Genomic DNA, 14,111 nt, shown 5'->3' with positions numbered 1-14,111 from the left:
ACCCCTTCTGACCAGGTATCTGCCGGCGCGTCCGACCGGACAAAGCCCTGGTCGACCTGGGCGACGCCGCGCAACGCCTGGAACACTCCCTCTGTGCACCAATGGCATCCCCCTCCAAAGCCGGCCTTCGCCATCATCACCTCCCACGCCGAGGCGTGAATCCTGACGTAGGTTTGCCCGGCAAAGCGCTAGCGGCTGATTTCGAAGAGGAACCACGCACGGCGCTCAGCCTCGTCCGTCCAGGCATCGATCAGGCCGGACGTCGCATTATCCTTCGCCTTGTCCGCGACGTCCTTTGCGCGGCGAAACGACTCGACCATGTGGAGATTGTCGGCGCGGAGCTCGCCCAGCATGTCCTGCGGTGTCACGAACTCAGCATCATTGTCCTTGATCGTCTGGTGGCGCGCGATATCGCCGATCGATCGAATGGTGGTGTTGCCCGTCTTTCGGGCGCGCTCGGCGATCGCATCGGTGACGGCGAGGATCTCTGCGGCCTGCTCATCAAGAAGCAGGTGATAGTCCCTGAAGTAGGGTCCGGAGACGTGCCAGTGGAAATTTTTTGTCTTCAGGTAAATCGCGTAGCTGTTCGCCAGAATGATCTTCAGAGCGTCGGCGACAGTCATCGCCGCGCATTCGTCAAGATCAGAAGGTGTCGGAAGGGCGGAGGCATTGTTGTTCGTCATCGCTTAGACTTTCTCAATCTGGCTACACGGGATCCAGCACCGATTCCCCCACGGATGGCGATGTATAGAAGATGAATTCATTGCCAGACGAAGTCCAATGGCCGGTGGCTATAGTTTCGATACCTTTGAGCGACATGCGCAGTCTTGGGGGGCCGGGCGTCGCAGGCGGACCGGTCGGCCGGGACCTCCACCTGCCCGTCAGGGGGCCGGTCGGAAATCCAGCACGAACGCGACGACCTTTTCGGCGGACATCTCGCACGGCTTCAGCAATGTTCTATCTGATGTAACGCGATAGAGGTTGAAGCTGACAATGTCGGTCCCGGCCAACTCCCTGGCGAACAGGCTGTTGCGACGTCCGTCACCGGATCGCCGGACAGTCACGCCGAAACGCCGGCCTTCGTAGGCGCCTTCGCTGTATCCCTCGGGAAGCTCCGCGAAGGCGGCATCGAACTCGGCATGCTCCATCTCAATCCAGTCGTCTTGATTCGACAGAAGCCCAAGGGTCCGAGGCCCTCGGCGCCAGTCCGCGGAGAAGGTCCGGGGCGGAGCCCTGTAGCCGACGCGGCCTGGGATGGGCGGAAAAGCCGTCCCGCGGGCGCTTGCACATGGCGCTGAGGCCGCCACCTGTCCGCCTGCTACGCAACCTCCACGCCTTTCCAGAAGGCGATATGATCCCGGATGCCCTCGGCGCCTGGCGTCGGATCTGGATAGGTCCAGGCTGCGTTCACGTTGAGCGCGTCTCCCACACGCACATGGAAGTAGCGCGCGGTGCCCTTGATCGGGCAGACGGACGTGTGCGGGCTCATCTCAAGCAGGCCAAAATCGACTGCCGACGGTGGGAAGTAGTGGTTTCCCTCGACGACGACCGTCTCGTTGCTTGTGGCGATGGTGGCGTCATTCCAGATAGCTGAGACCAACGGACTCTCCTTTCGTATTCATCAACCGGCACGGGGCTTGCGGGCTGTCTGCCCCAAGGCCGCACCCCCTCAGATGGCGGGCGGCGTGCGCCCCAGGAGTTTGTCGAGTTCGCCTCTGACATCGAGCTCGAAAAGCTCGTCGGAGCCACCGACATGCGTGCCGTTGATGAAGATCTGCGGCACGGTGTTTCGACCCGACGCTTCCGTCATGGCCTGCCGGTGAACCGGATCCGCCTCGATATCGAGTTCCTTCCATTGCACGCCCTTCTCCTCGAGGAGCATCTTCGCCCGGCGGCAGAACGGGCATCAGTTCGTGATGTACAGCAGCACATCAGTTGTCATATCGCGTCTCCGACAGTTGGAAGCGGATCGCTGTCATGGCGTTGATCTACCGTCAGCCGCGTTCGAGGAGGGCGACTGTGCCTTGACCGCCGTCGGCGCAGATGCTGACGATTGCGCGCGATCCGGGCGGCATGGCCCAAAGTTCCTTCACCGCCTGGCTGAGGTCGCGCGCGCCTGTAGCGCCGAACGGATGACCCAGGGCGACCGAGCCTCCATTGGGATTGACGCGGTCCCAGTCAAAATCGCCCATAGCCGCCTGGACACCGGCTGTCGCGCGCACCCACTCCCGATCGGTGATGGCCGCGACGTTCGCCAGGACCTGGGCTGCAAAGGCTTCGTGGATTTCCCAGAGTGCGATGTCGGAGAAGCTGAGTTGATGCCGCGCGAGCAGGCGCGGAATGCCATAGGAGGGCGCCATCAGCAGGCCCTCGGTGTGGAGATCGACGGCAGAGATCTCGTAGTCGACGAGCCGCGCGTAGGGGGTGCCCGCCGGGAGTCTCGCCACACCGGCTTCGGTAGCGACCCAACACCCGGCGGCTCCATCCGTAATCGGTGAGCTGTTGCCGGCGGTCAGGGTTCCCCTCCCGCTGTCGCGATCGAAGGCGGGCTTGAGTGCGGCCAGCCGTTCGGGCGACGTATCGGCGCGCGGGTTCGCATCGCGCGCCAGCTCAGGCAGCGAAATCACGAGATCGTCGAAGAAGCCACGTTCCCAACCAGCGACTGCCCGCTGGTGGCTCTTGAGCGCCCAATCATCCTGCGCGACGCGCGAGACCCGCCAAGCCTTGGCGGTCTCCTCCATATGATCACCCATCGTCCTTCCGGTGATCCGGTTTGCCCAGCCCTTTGTGGGGAGCACGTAGTCTCGTGGAGTCAGAGACTGGAGGGCGGCAAGCGCGGCGGTCGCATCCTGCGCAAAGAGGTCGGTGAGCCGCTTCGATGCATCGGCCGTCAGGGCGATTGACGGCCGGCTCATGACTTCGGACCCGCCGACCATGGTGAGGTCGGTTCCTCCGCCCAGCATCCCTGCCGCAGCGAAGGTCGCCGTCATGCTGGTCGAGCATGCCAGGACGACGGAGAACGCCGGAACAGTCGGATTGAGCTTGGCATCAAGCCAGGTTTCGCGAGCAATATTGCTCCAGCCCAAATTCGGGATCACGGTTCCCCAGACGAGGAGATCAGGCTCCGCCTGCGCCGCCATCGCCTGCACGACAGGCACGGACAGAGAGATGGCATCGTAGGCAGCCAACGCGCCTCCGCCGCGGCCGAAAGGCGTCCGAAGGCCAGCGGCAATGAAGACGGGTTCGGCAAAGCGGCTCATGATGATCTCCAAAATTAATCCGTGGGCTGCACGTCCACGATCGGCGGGACGCGAAGTAGCTTGCGCCGCTAGCCGCCGTAGCGCTCGGTTTTGACAATGGAGGGGTCCAGGCCGGCCAGCAGCGCGCCCTCGGTCGCGATGTTGACGAAACCGTTGGACCCGCAAACGAATACTTGTGTGGGCTTTCGGTGAAGCCGGGCCAGAACTTCTTGGACCATCACGCCGTCGATCCGTCGCGCAAAGTCCGATGCGCGGATCGGGTTCTCGCGCGTAATTGCCAGCGCCAAGGCGAATGCCGGATCGCTGCATTCGATGGAATGAAGCTCTTTTGAGAAGAGAACGTCTTCAGCGGTTCGTGCGGACAGGAGCAGCGCTGTCGGCACGACCTGGGCTAGTGCGCGGCGCTGCCGGATCATCGCCATCAACGGCACGAGGCCGGAGCCTGCCCCGATCAACAGCACTGGGTCTATGGCAGGTTCAGGCCATAGGAAATGGCCGCCGAGCGGACCACGAAGCTCGATTTCGTCGCCGATCGCCGCGACATCGTGGAAGAACGGCGAAACTTCGCCATCCGGCAGGCGCTCGATAGCGAGCTCGACCGTCGGGAACGAGATTGCCGAAGACGCAATCGAGTAACTCCGCATCGCACTGTAGCCACCGGGCGCGGTCAGCCGGACATCGACGTGCTGCCCTGCGATGTGCGCGAACGGTTTGCTCAACCGAAGGAAGAAGCTCTTGATACTCGGGGTTTGCTGGACGATTTCGTCGATCACGCATGACTGCCACGCGATTTGCGCGCCGTTTTCAGTCATTGGTGTATCGCTGCTCGCGCCACGGATCGCCATAGATGTGATAGCCGCGCAGCTCCCAGAAGCCCGCCTCGTCACGCGTTGTGAATTGCAGCGCGTTCACCCATTTGGCGGACTTCCAGAAGTAAAGGTGCGGAACCAGAAGACGCGCCGGCCCTCCATGATCGCGGGGAAGCGGCTTGCCCGCATAGTTGAGGGCGACCATCGCTTTCCCGGAGAGCAGATCCGCCAGCGGGACGTTTGTCGAGTAATTATCGTAGCAGTGCGCCAAGACGAAATCGGTGGGCCGATCGAGCCCTGCATCTGCAAGGATGTCTTCGATGAGTACGCCCTCCCAGGCGGTATCCAGCTTGGACCAGGACGTGACGCAGTGAATGTCTCGGGTCATCTTGGTCTTCGGTAGGGCGTTGAACTCGCTCCAGTTCCACACTTTGACGGGCTTCGGACCGATCTTGACGGTGAATTTCCAATCGGAGGGCTCCACGCTCGGCGTTGGCCCGGCCGTCAGAACAGGGAAATTCTCCACGAGATGCTGACCCGGCGGAATCCGATCGGACTGGTCGCCGCCTGGACCGCGGCCTGTGAAACCTCTGGTGACCATAGCGAAACCCCCTTGCTTGTCACGACAGACCAGAACCTGATTCAGTTCAGAATTCTGTAAAAGATCTTTGCGCGCACAACCGCCGAACGAGCCAATTCACTGAAAATCAGAATACCGGATTCTCTATTAGCGTAGAGAAAAGTGTTGGACCATTTTGAGTCGTGGTTGTGCGTGAAGACTATAGCGTCAGTCCAGTATGATTTCCCAATACCCTGTAGCTATAGTTTCGATAGCTTCGAATCGGCATTGCAGGCGTATCCCCGTCAGCGGATTTCGAGCGGACGCCGTCGCTTGCCAACGTTGGTGTGAGACCGGCGGGCGAGATCGCCCCTGCCAACGCGACCGCTGAGAGGTCGACTCCTCAACCGCTTGGGCGCTTATCGCCTCCATCCGGATGCTCACCCGCCGAACAGCAATAAACCGCTATTTTCGATAAACTTCTGAATCCGGCTCCGAGGTATGGAAACTATGTCGTACCGCTATTGGATATGTTGCGCGCATACCTTCATAGTCTGACACGCGAAATCTTTAAATCCTGAGTATATTTCGGAAGAAATTTCGATCTGATCGATAAGACTTCAGGATACAGCAAGCTGGAGACACCGATGAAAGCCGTTGGTTACAAGGTTCCGGGACCCATCGCCGAGGACGCCTCTCTGGTCGACATTGATCTGCCTCGGCCTGTCGCTGAAGGAGGCGATATCCTGGTTGAGGTGAAGGCTGTCTCGGTCAACCCGGTCGACTACAAAATCCGCAGCAGCACGCCGCCCGCTGATGGCGATTGGAAAGTGCTGGGATGGGATGCGGCCGGGATCGTGCAAGAGGTCGGCCCCGACGTGACGCAGTTCGCGGTAGGCGACGAGGTCTATTATGCCGGATCGCTCATAAGGCCTGGCACCAATGCGGAGTTCCATCTCGTCGACGCCCGGATCGTCGGTCGTAAACCCGCGTCGCTCGACTGGGCGGAAGCGGCGGCGCTGCCACTCACGACGTTGACGGCCTGGGAAGCCATGTTCGATCGCCTGGACGTGACGAAGCCCGTTCCCGGGGCGGCGGCGGCGATCCTCATCATCGGTGGTGCGGGTGGGGTCGGGTCGATCGCCATCCAGATCGCTCGACAGCGCACGGATCTCATCGTCATCTCCACCGCCTCTCGGCCGGAAACCCAGGAGTGGGTTAAAGGGCTTGGGGCTCATCATGTCATCGACCACTCTCGGCCGCTCGCGCCACAGATTGCCGAGCTCAACATCGGCGCTCCCGCTTTCGTGTTCTCGACCACGCATACCGAGCAGCATGCATCCGACATCGCCGAACTGATCGCCCCGCAAGGACGGTTCGGATTCATCGACGATCCCAAGGCGCTCGACGTCATGCTGTTCAAGCGCAAGGCAGTGTCGATCCACCACGAGCTGATGTTCACACGGTCGCTCTACGGCACGCCCGACATGGATGAGCAGGGCAAGATCCTCAATTCGCTGGCGGTGCTGGTGGACGACGGCAAAATTCGCACGACGCTAACCGAAAAATTGTCGCCAATTAATGCCGCCAATCTGAAGACGGTGCACGCACTGATCGAAAGTGGCGCGGCAAGAGGCAAGATTGTCCTCGAAGGCTTCTGATGACTGCCACCGCCGAACGTCTTTTCTAACCTCAAGAACGCCGGACGGATTACGCCACGGTGAAGGAAATTTCATGACGAAATCCATTGCCACCGCCTCGATCAACCGCGAAACCGCCGTCGCCCTCATCGACGCGGCGATCGCCGCGGCACGTACAATCGGCATCCCGGCTGCGGTCGCCGTCGTCGACGCCACCGGTAACCTGCGCGCGTTCGAGCGCACTGATGACGCGCCGTTTCTCACCGTCGATGTTGCCATCGACAAGGCTTGGAGTTCCGCCTCGTTTGGGTACCCGACCCATGTCTGGAACGACTATGTTTCGAACGATCCAAAAGTGGCGCCGCTGGCCTATCGCCCCCGGATGGTCGCTGTCGGCGGAGGCTATCCGATCCTGGAAGACGGGAAGTTGATCGGCGGGATCGGCATCTCCGGAGGCAACTATCAGCAGGATCAGGATGCGTGCGTCGAGGCACTCACGAAAATCGGGTTCGAGCTGCCAGCCTGACGACTTTAAGGCCATCGCCAGCGGCGGTGGCCTGCAGATGCGACCTTATGAAAGACTTTAAGATGGAAGCGTTCGTCGTCTTCACCCGCGAAGAAACCACCGATCCGGAAGAACTCGCAACCTATTCTGCAGGCGTCGGCCCATCGTTCGATGGCCACGACGTAACCTTTCTCGCCGCTTATGGCGCGATGGAGCATTTGGAGGGGCCGCCCGTCGAAGGGGCCGTAATTTTGCGGTTCCCGACGATGCAGGCCGCCCGTGATTGGTATCATAGCCCCGCCTACCAAACCATCGCTGCGCACCGTTTTGCCGGTTCCCGCTATCGCGCCTTTGTCATTGAGGGGCGGCGGTGACACACCGACGGAAGAACGGCGGGGCTGGCCACGAGGTATCGGTCGGCGAACTCGCATCCTACAACCTGTAGGGGATCAAGGCGGTGAGGTTCGCGTGCCATCGCCACACGCGACCACTCATCGGACTTCTGCATCGGAATTGGAGGATCAGATGAGCGTCGACGAACGACAAGCCCCCGAGCTGCGGGTGCAGAGATGGATTGGCGCGGATGGAGAAAGCATCGCGCCGCTCAAGCTGTCGGATCTCGGCACCGGCCCGAAAGTCCTCTTCGCCTTCCAGCACTGGTGCCGTGGCTGCCATTTGCATGGATTTCCGACGCTACAAAGGTTGCATGGTGCATTGAGCGCCAAGGGCGTGGGCTTCGCGGTGATCCAGACCGTCTTCGAAGGAGCGGATGAGAACACCTTCGAGAAGCTGCGCGTGAACCAGCTCAAGTATGCGCTTCCTGTCGCGTTCGGTCAGGACGAGCCACCTGCCGGCGCGACGCTTCCCACCTTCATGGAGGACTACCGCACGCGGGGAACGCCCTGGTTCTCCGTGATGGACGCTGGCGGCCGCATCGTATTCTCGGACTTCCATCTCGACGCCGATCAGCTCGTGAAGGGACTGGAGCTGGTGTAACCGATGCGGCGCTGGGTCATCCTGATTGCCACCCATCTCGCGATGCTCGCCATGGGCTTCGCGGGCGGTGTCTACACGCTGCCGATCCTGACCGCCCCCCAGGCCCCGGACGCGGCGGCCTTGCGGACCATCTCAGCCGAGACGCTCTACGCAGGGCGTCTGGCCCGCGATCTCAAAGGCAGCGACCTGCTTCACTGGGGGGAAGGCGAGATCCGGGTCTCGCGCGACCGTATCGCCCATATCGGGCGCCTCGCCCCTGGTCCCGACTACAAGCTCTACCTCGCACCACGTTTCGTCGACACGAAGGAGGCCTTTCTCCTAATCAAGGACAGATCAGTCCGCGTGGGCGATGTGAAGACGTTCAACGGCTTCATCGTCGAGGTGCCTGCCGGCATCGATGTCCGTGACTACAACACGGTCGTCATCTGGTGCGAAGCATTCGACCAGTTCATCAGTGCGGCAGAGTATCAACCCTCAAGTCAGGCCCGAGAACGAGCCCGGCGATGGATACCATGAGGTCGGCGGGCAAGCGCGGCCTCGTTCTCGCGCCGGTGGCGGCGCTGCTGCTGAGCGTCGCCGCTCTGCTGCTGGGCAATGGCCTGCTGAGCACGCTCCTGATCGTGAGAGCCGGCCATGAGGGGTTCTCGACCGGCGCGATCAGCGCGATGATGTCCTTCTATTTCGCGGGTTTCACGATCGGCGCGCTCGTGTTGCCACCGATCATCGTCTCCGTGGGACATGTCAGAACCTTCGCCGGCTTCGCGGCCATTGCCTCGATGACCGCCCTTCTCCATGTGGCGTTCGTGGAGCCGATCGCCTGGATGCCGCTTCGCCTGATTACCGGCTTCGCCTACGCGGGCATGATCCTCGCAACGGAGAGTTGGCTCAACGCCCACGCATTGCCATCCACACGCGGGCAGCTCCTGTCGATATTCGGAGTTGTCTCTATGGGCTCATGGGCAATCGGGCAGGCGTTACTCAACATCGCACCGCCCGCCGACGTGACATTGTTCCTCATCGTGTCGCTGCTGATATCAGCGGCGGTGGTTCCGATCACCTTGCTGCCCAGTCATCCGCCGGCCCAGGTGGAACAGGAATGGGTCGCGTTCAGGGACCTCGTCCTCGTATCACCTCTCGCTGCGGCTGGCGCTTTCCTGGCCGGCCTGGCTATCGGTGGTTTCTGGGGCATGGGCGCGAACTTTGCCCAGAGCATCGGCCTCGATGTGGGCGGTATCTCCGCCTTCATGGCTGCGGTTCTTGGTGGAACGCTCGCCTTCCATTGGCCACTCGGTTGGCTTTCGGATCGAGTGCCCCGGAATCTTGTCATCGCCGGTGCGGCGCTGGCGTCCGCAGCGTCTGCCATCGGCGTAGCGTTGGCGGTGGAAGCGCCTCTGCCGCTGCTCCTTGCGGCAGGTGCGCTGTTCGGCGGCTTTGGCATCCCGATTTATTCGTTGTGTCTCGCCGTCGCAAACGACGATCTTCCGGCCGGTCGGCTACTCGGCACCGCGCGCGGGCTTCTGTTGCTCAACGGGATCGGGACAGCCGCTGGCCCCCTAATAGGAGCAGCTGCAATGAATATCGTCGGCCCTGGCGGCCTGTTCCTTTATGCGGCGGCGTTGCTCACGCTCCTGGCAGTGCTGGCCATCGCCCGCAGGCAGCCGAGGCGCGCCAACCAGGCCAAGGCGGCCCCCCGTTCTCCGAGCACGCCGATGATAACCGGATCTCTCGATACGATGATATGCATGGAGAAGCGGGCGCAGGGCGTGCGGGATTAGCGCGGCACGGCGCCTGCACGAACCGCGGGGTCAGGCGATGATAGCTGTTACGCGAATTTCGATACGCATGGTTGGAAGCCCCAGCGCTTCGATTCCCAACTGCGTCCAGATTGGAGCGCGGTCGGGCATGTAGTGGCGATACAGCTTGGCCATTGTTTCGTTGATCACGGGAGGGAATCCACCGACGTGATAGGAATTGACGTGGACCACATGCGGCCAGCGTGCTCCGGCGGTCGCGAGCGTCCGTTCCACGTTCTTGAACGCCTGCTCGATCTCTTCCTCAATCGACTCCGGAATGACGAGATCGTCGTTCCATCCGCCCTGTCCGGAGATCTCCACGCGGTCACCAATGCGCATTGCCTGAGAATAATGAAGCGCGTCATGCAGGCGCGTCCCGTATCCGGGGGTGATGAAGAATGAAGGTGTTGTCATGAGTTTGCCTTTGATGAGCCAGGTCAATGCGGCTGCAAGTGACCGTATGCATGCAGAAAGAGATGCAGGGCGTTCGGCACTAGCGCGCCGGCTGCGGTGGAGGGCTTTATTCCACGTCTTCTACGGTGAGGTCCCGGCCGTTGAACTGCACGGTCTCCCCGGCTCGGGCACCCTCGATCGCTTCGAAGATCGGCGCCATCGTGGAAATGCCCATGAGCTCACGCCCCTGACAGGTAAACTTGCTCGTTGACACCGCGATCACAAAGTGGCGGCCGGACAGCTTGACGACAGCGCCTTCGTTGACGGCCAACTTGGGGCCGAAATCGATCGTCCTGAGCTTTTCGAGTTTATTGGCGTAGTCATGGAGCGTGTCATCGAGCGCTTCAGCGAAGTCGCTCGCGACCTCGGCCTGAGCTAGTTCGTCGTTTTCGATCGGTTCGCTCCGATCGAGCCGAGCGGTAGAGACATAGTCCAGGTAGTTTTCGCGAGCGCTGTGCAACGCTGCTGTCTCCAGCAAGAGCATAGTTTCTCGTATGTGGTCCTTGTTCCAGTCCATAATCACCTCCTAATTTTCGATGTTCTTAAAGTTCAGCCTGCAGATGTGTGGGCCAGGATGGCCAGCCTTTCCGGCTAAGCGACACCGCTATTCGTCGCTGATGACGTCTTCGCCCTGGTATGGAACCCTGATCAGCCGAGGATCTCGAATGATGCTCGTGACGAGCCAGACATATTCCTGCTCGGCGGTATCGAAGCCGAGGATGCTGAAGGATTGGCCGAAAGGGCATGGCGGGAAGTCTGGAAAGCCCTCGCGCAGAACGTAACGCTCGGGATCGCTGTGAAACTCGCTCTTGTAGACTTTCCGTAGTCCGTGCTTGCTCGGCGCGTCCTGGTCACCTGCCGGTGCTGTTTCCCGATGCTCCACAAGGCGCTCGGACAAGTCGCGGGGGCAGATTTCGTGGAACACGTCGAAGGCGTCGATCAACAGGCCTTTATGCTCTGTCGCCGGATCGGTGATCGCGTAGATGTTGGAGGCATCTTCGCCGTCGTCCCCGCTCTCGAGGCGCAACGCCGCATCGACGCGAATGCTGCATGCATCGAGGGTTGACCCTAGTTCGAGATCGACGAGATTGCCGTCCTTGACGCGGTATTCGCGGTCATAGCCGTTGGCGATGAATGACTGGACTGCTTCTAGAACGTCGGTCACCTGGGAGGTCATGGAAGCACCTTCATCTTGAACTGGATTGGACACGCTCGCGCACAAAGCGCGCTGTGACTCGGCGGACGGAGAAGCTCGCGAAGTGCGTTACTCATAGCCACTTGGCCTTCTTGAAGCGCATGAACAGGAGAAGGCAGAACACCGCTATCACTCCGAGCACGACGAAGTAGCCATATGGCGTGTCCAGTTCCGGCATGTGCTTGAAGTTCATGCCATATATTCCGGCGATCGCCGTCGGGACCGTCAAGATCGCCGCCCAGGCCGCGAGCTGGCGAGTGACCACACCGATCCTTTGCGCTTCCAGAAGGCTGCTGGCCTCGAAGACCGTGGACAGGACAAGCAGGAGGCCGTCGACCATGGACTGCACGCGGTGGACATGGTCCGCGACGTCGTGGAAATATGGTGTCATTTCGGCGCTGATGCAGGGAAAGTGGCCGCGAACGAGCTTTCGCACCAGCTCGGCCATAGCCCCGAGCGTGCGCTGGAACCGCGTGAGTTCGGACCTTAGTTCGAAGATTCGCGCCACCTCTTCTGGCCCGAGGAAATCGTGCAGCGACCGTCGCTCCATCGCCAGGACGTCGTCCTCGATCATTTCGAAGATGGGCAGATACTGGTCGACCACTCGGTGCAAGATCGCGTGCAGCACATAGTCGACACCCTTGCCGAACTGCGTCGGCGATGCCTCGAGTTGCTCCCGAAGTTTGCCCAGCGCTCCGGCATTGCCGTGCCGCACGGTGATAAGGTGATTGTGACCGGTGAAGATCGCCATCTTGCCGTAGCTGATCCGGTCGCCGACCAGCTCGGCGGTCTGGGCGACGACGTACAACTCATCGTTGTAGACCTCGAGCTTGGGCGGGCACAGCGGGTGCATGGCGTTGTCGATCGCCAAAGGATGGAGGTTATACGTCGTCTGGATCGCGCTGAGTTCGTCTGCGGTGGGCTCGCTAAGCGCGATCCAGCAGAAGCCCGAGCGATTCTCGTTTAGTTCGACGTGCTCATCGAGCCTGATTTCACGGACTCGCTTACCTTCGTTGTAATAATATGCGGCGATAATGGTCATGCAGGCCTCGCAGGAATTCGCAGGCCACGCTGTACAGCCGGTCGCGCCAGCCCGCGTTCGAGCCATGCCTGCACGTTCGAATAGCTGCTTAGGCCGAGGATGTCGCCCGCTGCGTAGAATTCGACCAGCGCATTCACCCAGCCAAACGTCGCAATGTCCGCGATCGAGTAATCATCGACAATCCATTCGCGGCCCTCCAGCCGGTGATCCAGGACCCCGAGAAGACGCCTGGATTCATCAACAAAGCGCTGCCGAGGTCGCTTGTCCTCATAGTCCTTGCCGGCAAATCGCAGGAAAAAGCCTAGCTGTCCGAAGGTCGGCCCAACGCCCGACACCTGAAAGAACACCCAGGCCAGAGTCTCGTACCGCTGGGCGGGTGTTGTTGAGATGAGCTGCCCCGTCTTGTCGGCCAGATAGATGAGGATCGCACCGGTTTCCCATATGCCAATGGGCTGGCCGTCAGGGCCAGCCGGATCGATGATCGCGGGTATGCGGCCGTTGGGATTCAACGACACGAACGCTGGATCCTTCGACTCGTTGTTCGAGATGTCGACGAAGTGGGGCTCATACGGCAGGCCAGTCTCCTCCAGCATCATCGAGACCTTGACGCCGTTGGGCGTGGGGGCCGCGTATAGTTGCAAGCGATCCGGATAAGATGCTGGCCAGCGCTGCGTGATGGGAAAGGAGGAGAGGTCTGTCATATCTGGATCCTGGCACTGCGACGGCGGCTGAATGGAATGATCTGCTTCAAGGCCGGGTTCGACGACCGCGTCGATTGACGCGGTCGTCGGAGGTTGCGAACCGGATCGGCGCGGCACTAACGGCAGCGAAGCCTATTCCGCTGCAGCCCCGGCCGCAGGGCTCACATCGCCGGCCTCATGCCGCTTTGGAAGAACCCAGTCGGGACGGACGAAGTGGCAGGTGTAGCCGCCCGGCCGCTTCTCCAGATAATCCTGGTGATCGGGCTCGGCCTCCCAGAACTCGCCGACCGGCTGGACCTCGGTCACCACTTTGCCATCCCACAGCCCCGAGGCATCCACATCGGCGATCGTATCCTCGGCGACGCGCTTCTGCTCCTCGTCGACATAATAGATGCCCGACCGGTAGGAGAGCCCACGATCATTGCCCTGGCGGTTCAGCGTCGTCGGATCGTGGATCTGGAAGAAGAATTCCAGGATGTGCCGGTAGCTCGTCACTGTCGGGTCGAAGACAATCTCGATCCCCTCGGCATGCGTGCCGTGATTACGATACGTGGCGTTCGGAATATCGCCGCCCGTGTAACCCACACGGGTCGAGATGATGCCGGGCCGCTTGCGGATCAGATCCTGCATGCCCCAGAAACATCCTCCTGCGAGAACAGCGCGCTGATGCATGTTAAGCCTCCTCTACTTGATCGAGATATTCACCGTATCCCTCGGACTCCATCTCGTCGCGCGGGATGAAGCGAAGGGACGCAGAGTTGATGCAGTAGCGCAGACCGCCGCGGTCGGAAGGACCGTCCGGGAAAACGTGGCCCAGATGGCTGTCGGCGTGTACCGACCTGACCTCCGTCCGGACCATGCCGTGTGCACTGTCCCGCACCTCGTTCACGTTTGCCGGAACGATCGGCTTGGTGAAGCTGGGCCAGCCAGTACCCGAATCGAACTTGTCCGTTGAAGCGAACAGCGGCTCTCCCGACACTATGTCGACGTAGATGCCAGGCTCCTTGTTGTCGTTGTGCTCACCCGTGAAGGGCCTTTCGGTCCCCGAATCCTGGGTAATCCGGCGTTGCTCGGGGGTCAGGCGGTCAACTGCTGCCTGTGACTTCTCAAACTTCATGATAGTCTCCAATAATTAATCTAGAGAGCTCGACACACTGT

General features: G+C 61.0%; 20 protein-coding genes and 1 pseudogene. 6 read left to right on the top strand and 15 right to left on the bottom strand.

Translation table 11 applies throughout. The features are described 5' to 3' along the window. The 8 genes and pseudogenes from U2P60_RS18890 to U2P60_RS18855 all read right to left on the bottom strand — a co-directional run. The coding region (locus U2P60_RS18890; RefSeq protein WP_413573884.1) for a peptide-methionine (S)-S-oxide reductase at window positions 1–134 on the bottom strand (134 nt) is incomplete at its 3' end. A 54-nt stretch (window positions 135–188) separates the two neighbouring features. Next, entirely contained in the window at window positions 189–683 is a 495-nt protein-coding gene (locus U2P60_RS18885; protein WP_018429639.1) for a Dps family protein, read from the bottom strand. A 198-nt stretch (window positions 684–881) separates the two neighbouring features. After that, window positions 882–1,148 (bottom strand): hypothetical protein, encoded by a 267-nt coding sequence (locus U2P60_RS18880; RefSeq protein ID WP_103243974.1) that lies wholly within the window; start codon window positions 1,146–1,148, stop codon window positions 882–884. 170 nt (window positions 1,149–1,318) lie between these two features. After that, a complete protein-coding gene (locus U2P60_RS18875; RefSeq protein WP_046092728.1) occupies window positions 1,319–1,600 on the bottom strand; it encodes a DUF427 domain-containing protein in 282 nt (93 codons plus the stop codon). 69 nt (window positions 1,601–1,669) lie between these two features. Then, window positions 1,670–1,894, bottom strand: a pseudogene (locus U2P60_RS18870) (glutaredoxin domain-containing protein); the annotation flags it as partial. Window positions 1,895–1,994: 100 nt separating this feature from the next. After that, window positions 1,995–3,260 carry a thiolase family protein gene (locus tag U2P60_RS18865; RefSeq protein ID WP_033982398.1) on the bottom strand — a complete coding sequence of 422 codons (1,266 nt, stop codon included), beginning with the start codon at window positions 3,258–3,260 and terminating at the stop codon, window positions 1,995–1,997. Window positions 3,261–3,328: 68 nt separating this feature from the next. After that, window positions 3,329–4,072 carry a ferredoxin reductase gene (locus U2P60_RS18860; RefSeq protein ID WP_044059343.1) on the bottom strand — a complete coding sequence of 248 codons (744 nt, stop codon included), beginning with the start codon at window positions 4,070–4,072 and terminating at the stop codon, window positions 3,329–3,331. Further along, a complete protein-coding gene (locus U2P60_RS18855; RefSeq protein WP_033982388.1) occupies window positions 4,065–4,670 on the bottom strand; it encodes a sulfite oxidase-like oxidoreductase in 606 nt (201 codons plus the stop codon). The genes U2P60_RS18860 and U2P60_RS18855 overlap by 8 nt, the downstream gene beginning before the upstream one ends. A 605-nt stretch (window positions 4,671–5,275) precedes the next feature. On the opposite strand from U2P60_RS18855, the gene U2P60_RS18850 reads away from it, so the two are divergent. The 6 genes from U2P60_RS18850 to U2P60_RS18825 all read left to right on the top strand — a co-directional run bounded on the left by U2P60_RS18850 (window position 5,276) and on the right by U2P60_RS18825 (window position 9,544). Beyond that, window positions 5,276–6,289, top strand: a complete 1,014-nt coding sequence (locus U2P60_RS18850) for a zinc-binding alcohol dehydrogenase family protein (protein ID WP_066117801.1) — start codon at window positions 5,276–5,278, stop codon at window positions 6,287–6,289. Between the two features lie 73 nt (window positions 6,290–6,362). Continuing rightward, window positions 6,363–6,794 carry a GlcG/HbpS family heme-binding protein gene (locus tag U2P60_RS18845; protein WP_004357630.1) on the top strand — a complete coding sequence of 144 codons (432 nt, stop codon included), beginning with the start codon at window positions 6,363–6,365 and terminating at the stop codon, window positions 6,792–6,794. A gap of 62 nt (window positions 6,795–6,856) precedes the next feature. Continuing rightward, window positions 6,857–7,147: a DUF1330 domain-containing protein gene (locus tag U2P60_RS18840; protein ID WP_011191344.1), complete on the top strand. Its 291-nt coding sequence runs from the start codon at window positions 6,857–6,859 to the stop codon at window positions 7,145–7,147. A gap of 151 nt (window positions 7,148–7,298) precedes the next feature. Further along, window positions 7,299–7,769 (top strand): TlpA family protein disulfide reductase, encoded by a 471-nt coding sequence (locus U2P60_RS18835; RefSeq protein WP_011191345.1) that lies wholly within the window; start codon window positions 7,299–7,301, stop codon window positions 7,767–7,769. Window positions 7,770–7,772: 3 nt separating this feature from the next. Continuing rightward, complete coding sequence (locus tag U2P60_RS18830) at window positions 7,773–8,285, top strand: DM13 domain-containing protein (RefSeq protein ID WP_004357637.1); 513 nt, start codon at window positions 7,773–7,775, stop codon at window positions 8,283–8,285. Beyond that, on the top strand, window positions 8,273–9,544 hold the full coding sequence (locus U2P60_RS18825) for an MFS transporter (protein WP_103827477.1): 1,272 nt from the start codon (window positions 8,273–8,275) through the stop codon (window positions 9,542–9,544). Before U2P60_RS18830 ends, U2P60_RS18825 begins: the two co-directional genes overlap by 13 nt. 30 nt (window positions 9,545–9,574) lie before the next feature. Here the strand turns inward: U2P60_RS18825 and U2P60_RS18820 are convergent, their stop codons facing one another. The 7 genes from U2P60_RS18820 to msrB all read right to left on the bottom strand — a co-directional run bounded on the left by U2P60_RS18820 (window position 9,575) and on the right by msrB (window position 14,070). Beyond that, entirely contained in the window at window positions 9,575–9,976 is a 402-nt protein-coding gene (locus U2P60_RS18820) for a RidA family protein (protein WP_004099044.1), read from the bottom strand. Between the two features lie 106 nt (window positions 9,977–10,082). After that, on the bottom strand, window positions 10,083–10,532 hold the full coding sequence (locus tag U2P60_RS18815; RefSeq protein ID WP_004099042.1) for a hypothetical protein: 450 nt from the start codon (window positions 10,530–10,532) through the stop codon (window positions 10,083–10,085). 87 nt (window positions 10,533–10,619) lie between these two features. Continuing rightward, on the bottom strand, window positions 10,620–11,192 hold the full coding sequence (locus tag U2P60_RS18810) for a hypothetical protein (RefSeq protein ID WP_047722653.1): 573 nt from the start codon (window positions 11,190–11,192) through the stop codon (window positions 10,620–10,622). 91 nt (window positions 11,193–11,283) lie between these two features. After that, window positions 11,284–12,252 (bottom strand): magnesium and cobalt transport protein CorA, encoded by a 969-nt coding sequence (locus tag U2P60_RS18805; RefSeq protein WP_002118270.1) that lies wholly within the window; start codon window positions 12,250–12,252, stop codon window positions 11,284–11,286. Continuing rightward, a complete protein-coding gene (locus U2P60_RS18800; RefSeq protein WP_004099038.1) occupies window positions 12,249–12,953 on the bottom strand; it encodes a glutathione S-transferase N-terminal domain-containing protein in 705 nt (234 codons plus the stop codon). The genes U2P60_RS18805 and U2P60_RS18800 overlap by 4 nt, the downstream gene beginning before the upstream one ends. A 132-nt stretch (window positions 12,954–13,085) precedes the next feature. Further along, window positions 13,086–13,625 carry a peptide-methionine (S)-S-oxide reductase MsrA gene (msrA, locus tag U2P60_RS18795; RefSeq protein WP_004099036.1) on the bottom strand — a complete coding sequence of 180 codons (540 nt, stop codon included), beginning with the start codon at window positions 13,623–13,625 and terminating at the stop codon, window positions 13,086–13,088. A 1-nt stretch (window position 13,626) separates the two neighbouring features. Continuing rightward, window positions 13,627–14,070, bottom strand: coding sequence for a peptide-methionine (R)-S-oxide reductase MsrB (gene msrB, locus U2P60_RS18790; protein ID WP_004099035.1), 444 nt, complete (start codon window positions 14,068–14,070; stop codon window positions 13,627–13,629). Window positions 14,071–14,111: the final 41 nt, after the last annotated feature.

Source organism: Brucella sp. H1_1004 (assembly GCF_047308065.1).
Lineage (GTDB): Bacteria > Pseudomonadota > Alphaproteobacteria > Rhizobiales > Rhizobiaceae > Brucella > Brucella pseudogrignonensis_B.
The sequence above is the reverse complement of the archived record's forward strand: the minus strand, read 5'-3'. Positions and strand labels throughout refer to the sequence as shown.

Excerpts from the sequence above, each read along its gene's own strand:
- U2P60_RS18840 (WP_011191344.1), top strand. The coding sequence starts at position 6,857 with ATGGAAGCGTTCGTCGTCTTCACCCGCGAAGAAACCACCGATCCGGAA.
- U2P60_RS18815 (WP_004099042.1), bottom strand. The coding sequence starts at position 10,532 with ATGGACTGGAACAAGGACCACATACGAGAAACTATGCTCTTGCTGGAG.
- U2P60_RS18860 (WP_044059343.1), bottom strand. The coding sequence starts at position 4,072 with ATGACTGAAAACGGCGCGCAAATCGCGTGGCAGTCATGCGTGATCGAC.
- U2P60_RS18805 (WP_002118270.1), bottom strand. The coding sequence starts at position 12,252 with ATGACCATTATCGCCGCATATTATTACAACGAAGGTAAGCGAGTCCGT.
- U2P60_RS18800 (WP_004099038.1), bottom strand. The coding sequence starts at position 12,953 with ATGACAGACCTCTCCTCCTTTCCCATCACGCAGCGCTGGCCAGCATCT.
- U2P60_RS18820 (WP_004099044.1), bottom strand. The coding sequence starts at position 9,976 with ATGACAACACCTTCATTCTTCATCACCCCCGGATACGGGACGCGCCTG.
- U2P60_RS18880 (WP_103243974.1), bottom strand. The coding sequence starts at position 1,148 with ATGGAGCATGCCGAGTTCGATGCCGCCTTCGCGGAGCTTCCCGAGGGA.
- U2P60_RS18885 (WP_018429639.1), bottom strand. The coding sequence starts at position 683 with ATGACGAACAACAATGCCTCCGCCCTTCCGACACCTTCTGATCTTGAC.
- msrA (WP_004099036.1), bottom strand. The coding sequence starts at position 13,625 with ATGCATCAGCGCGCTGTTCTCGCAGGAGGATGTTTCTGGGGCATGCAG.
- U2P60_RS18830 (WP_004357637.1), top strand. The coding sequence starts at position 7,773 with ATGCGGCGCTGGGTCATCCTGATTGCCACCCATCTCGCGATGCTCGCC.
- U2P60_RS18845 (WP_004357630.1), top strand. The coding sequence starts at position 6,363 with ATGACGAAATCCATTGCCACCGCCTCGATCAACCGCGAAACCGCCGTC.
- U2P60_RS18835 (WP_011191345.1), top strand. The coding sequence starts at position 7,299 with ATGAGCGTCGACGAACGACAAGCCCCCGAGCTGCGGGTGCAGAGATGG.
- msrB (WP_004099035.1), bottom strand. The coding sequence starts at position 14,070 with ATGAAGTTTGAGAAGTCACAGGCAGCAGTTGACCGCCTGACCCCCGAG.
- U2P60_RS18865 (WP_033982398.1), bottom strand. The coding sequence starts at position 3,260 with ATGAGCCGCTTTGCCGAACCCGTCTTCATTGCCGCTGGCCTTCGGACG.
- U2P60_RS18825 (WP_103827477.1), top strand. The coding sequence starts at position 8,273 with ATGGATACCATGAGGTCGGCGGGCAAGCGCGGCCTCGTTCTCGCGCCG.
- U2P60_RS18810 (WP_047722653.1), bottom strand. The coding sequence starts at position 11,192 with ATGACCTCCCAGGTGACCGACGTTCTAGAAGCAGTCCAGTCATTCATC.
- U2P60_RS18855 (WP_033982388.1), bottom strand. The coding sequence starts at position 4,670 with ATGGTCACCAGAGGTTTCACAGGCCGCGGTCCAGGCGGCGACCAGTCC.
- U2P60_RS18850 (WP_066117801.1), top strand. The coding sequence starts at position 5,276 with ATGAAAGCCGTTGGTTACAAGGTTCCGGGACCCATCGCCGAGGACGCC.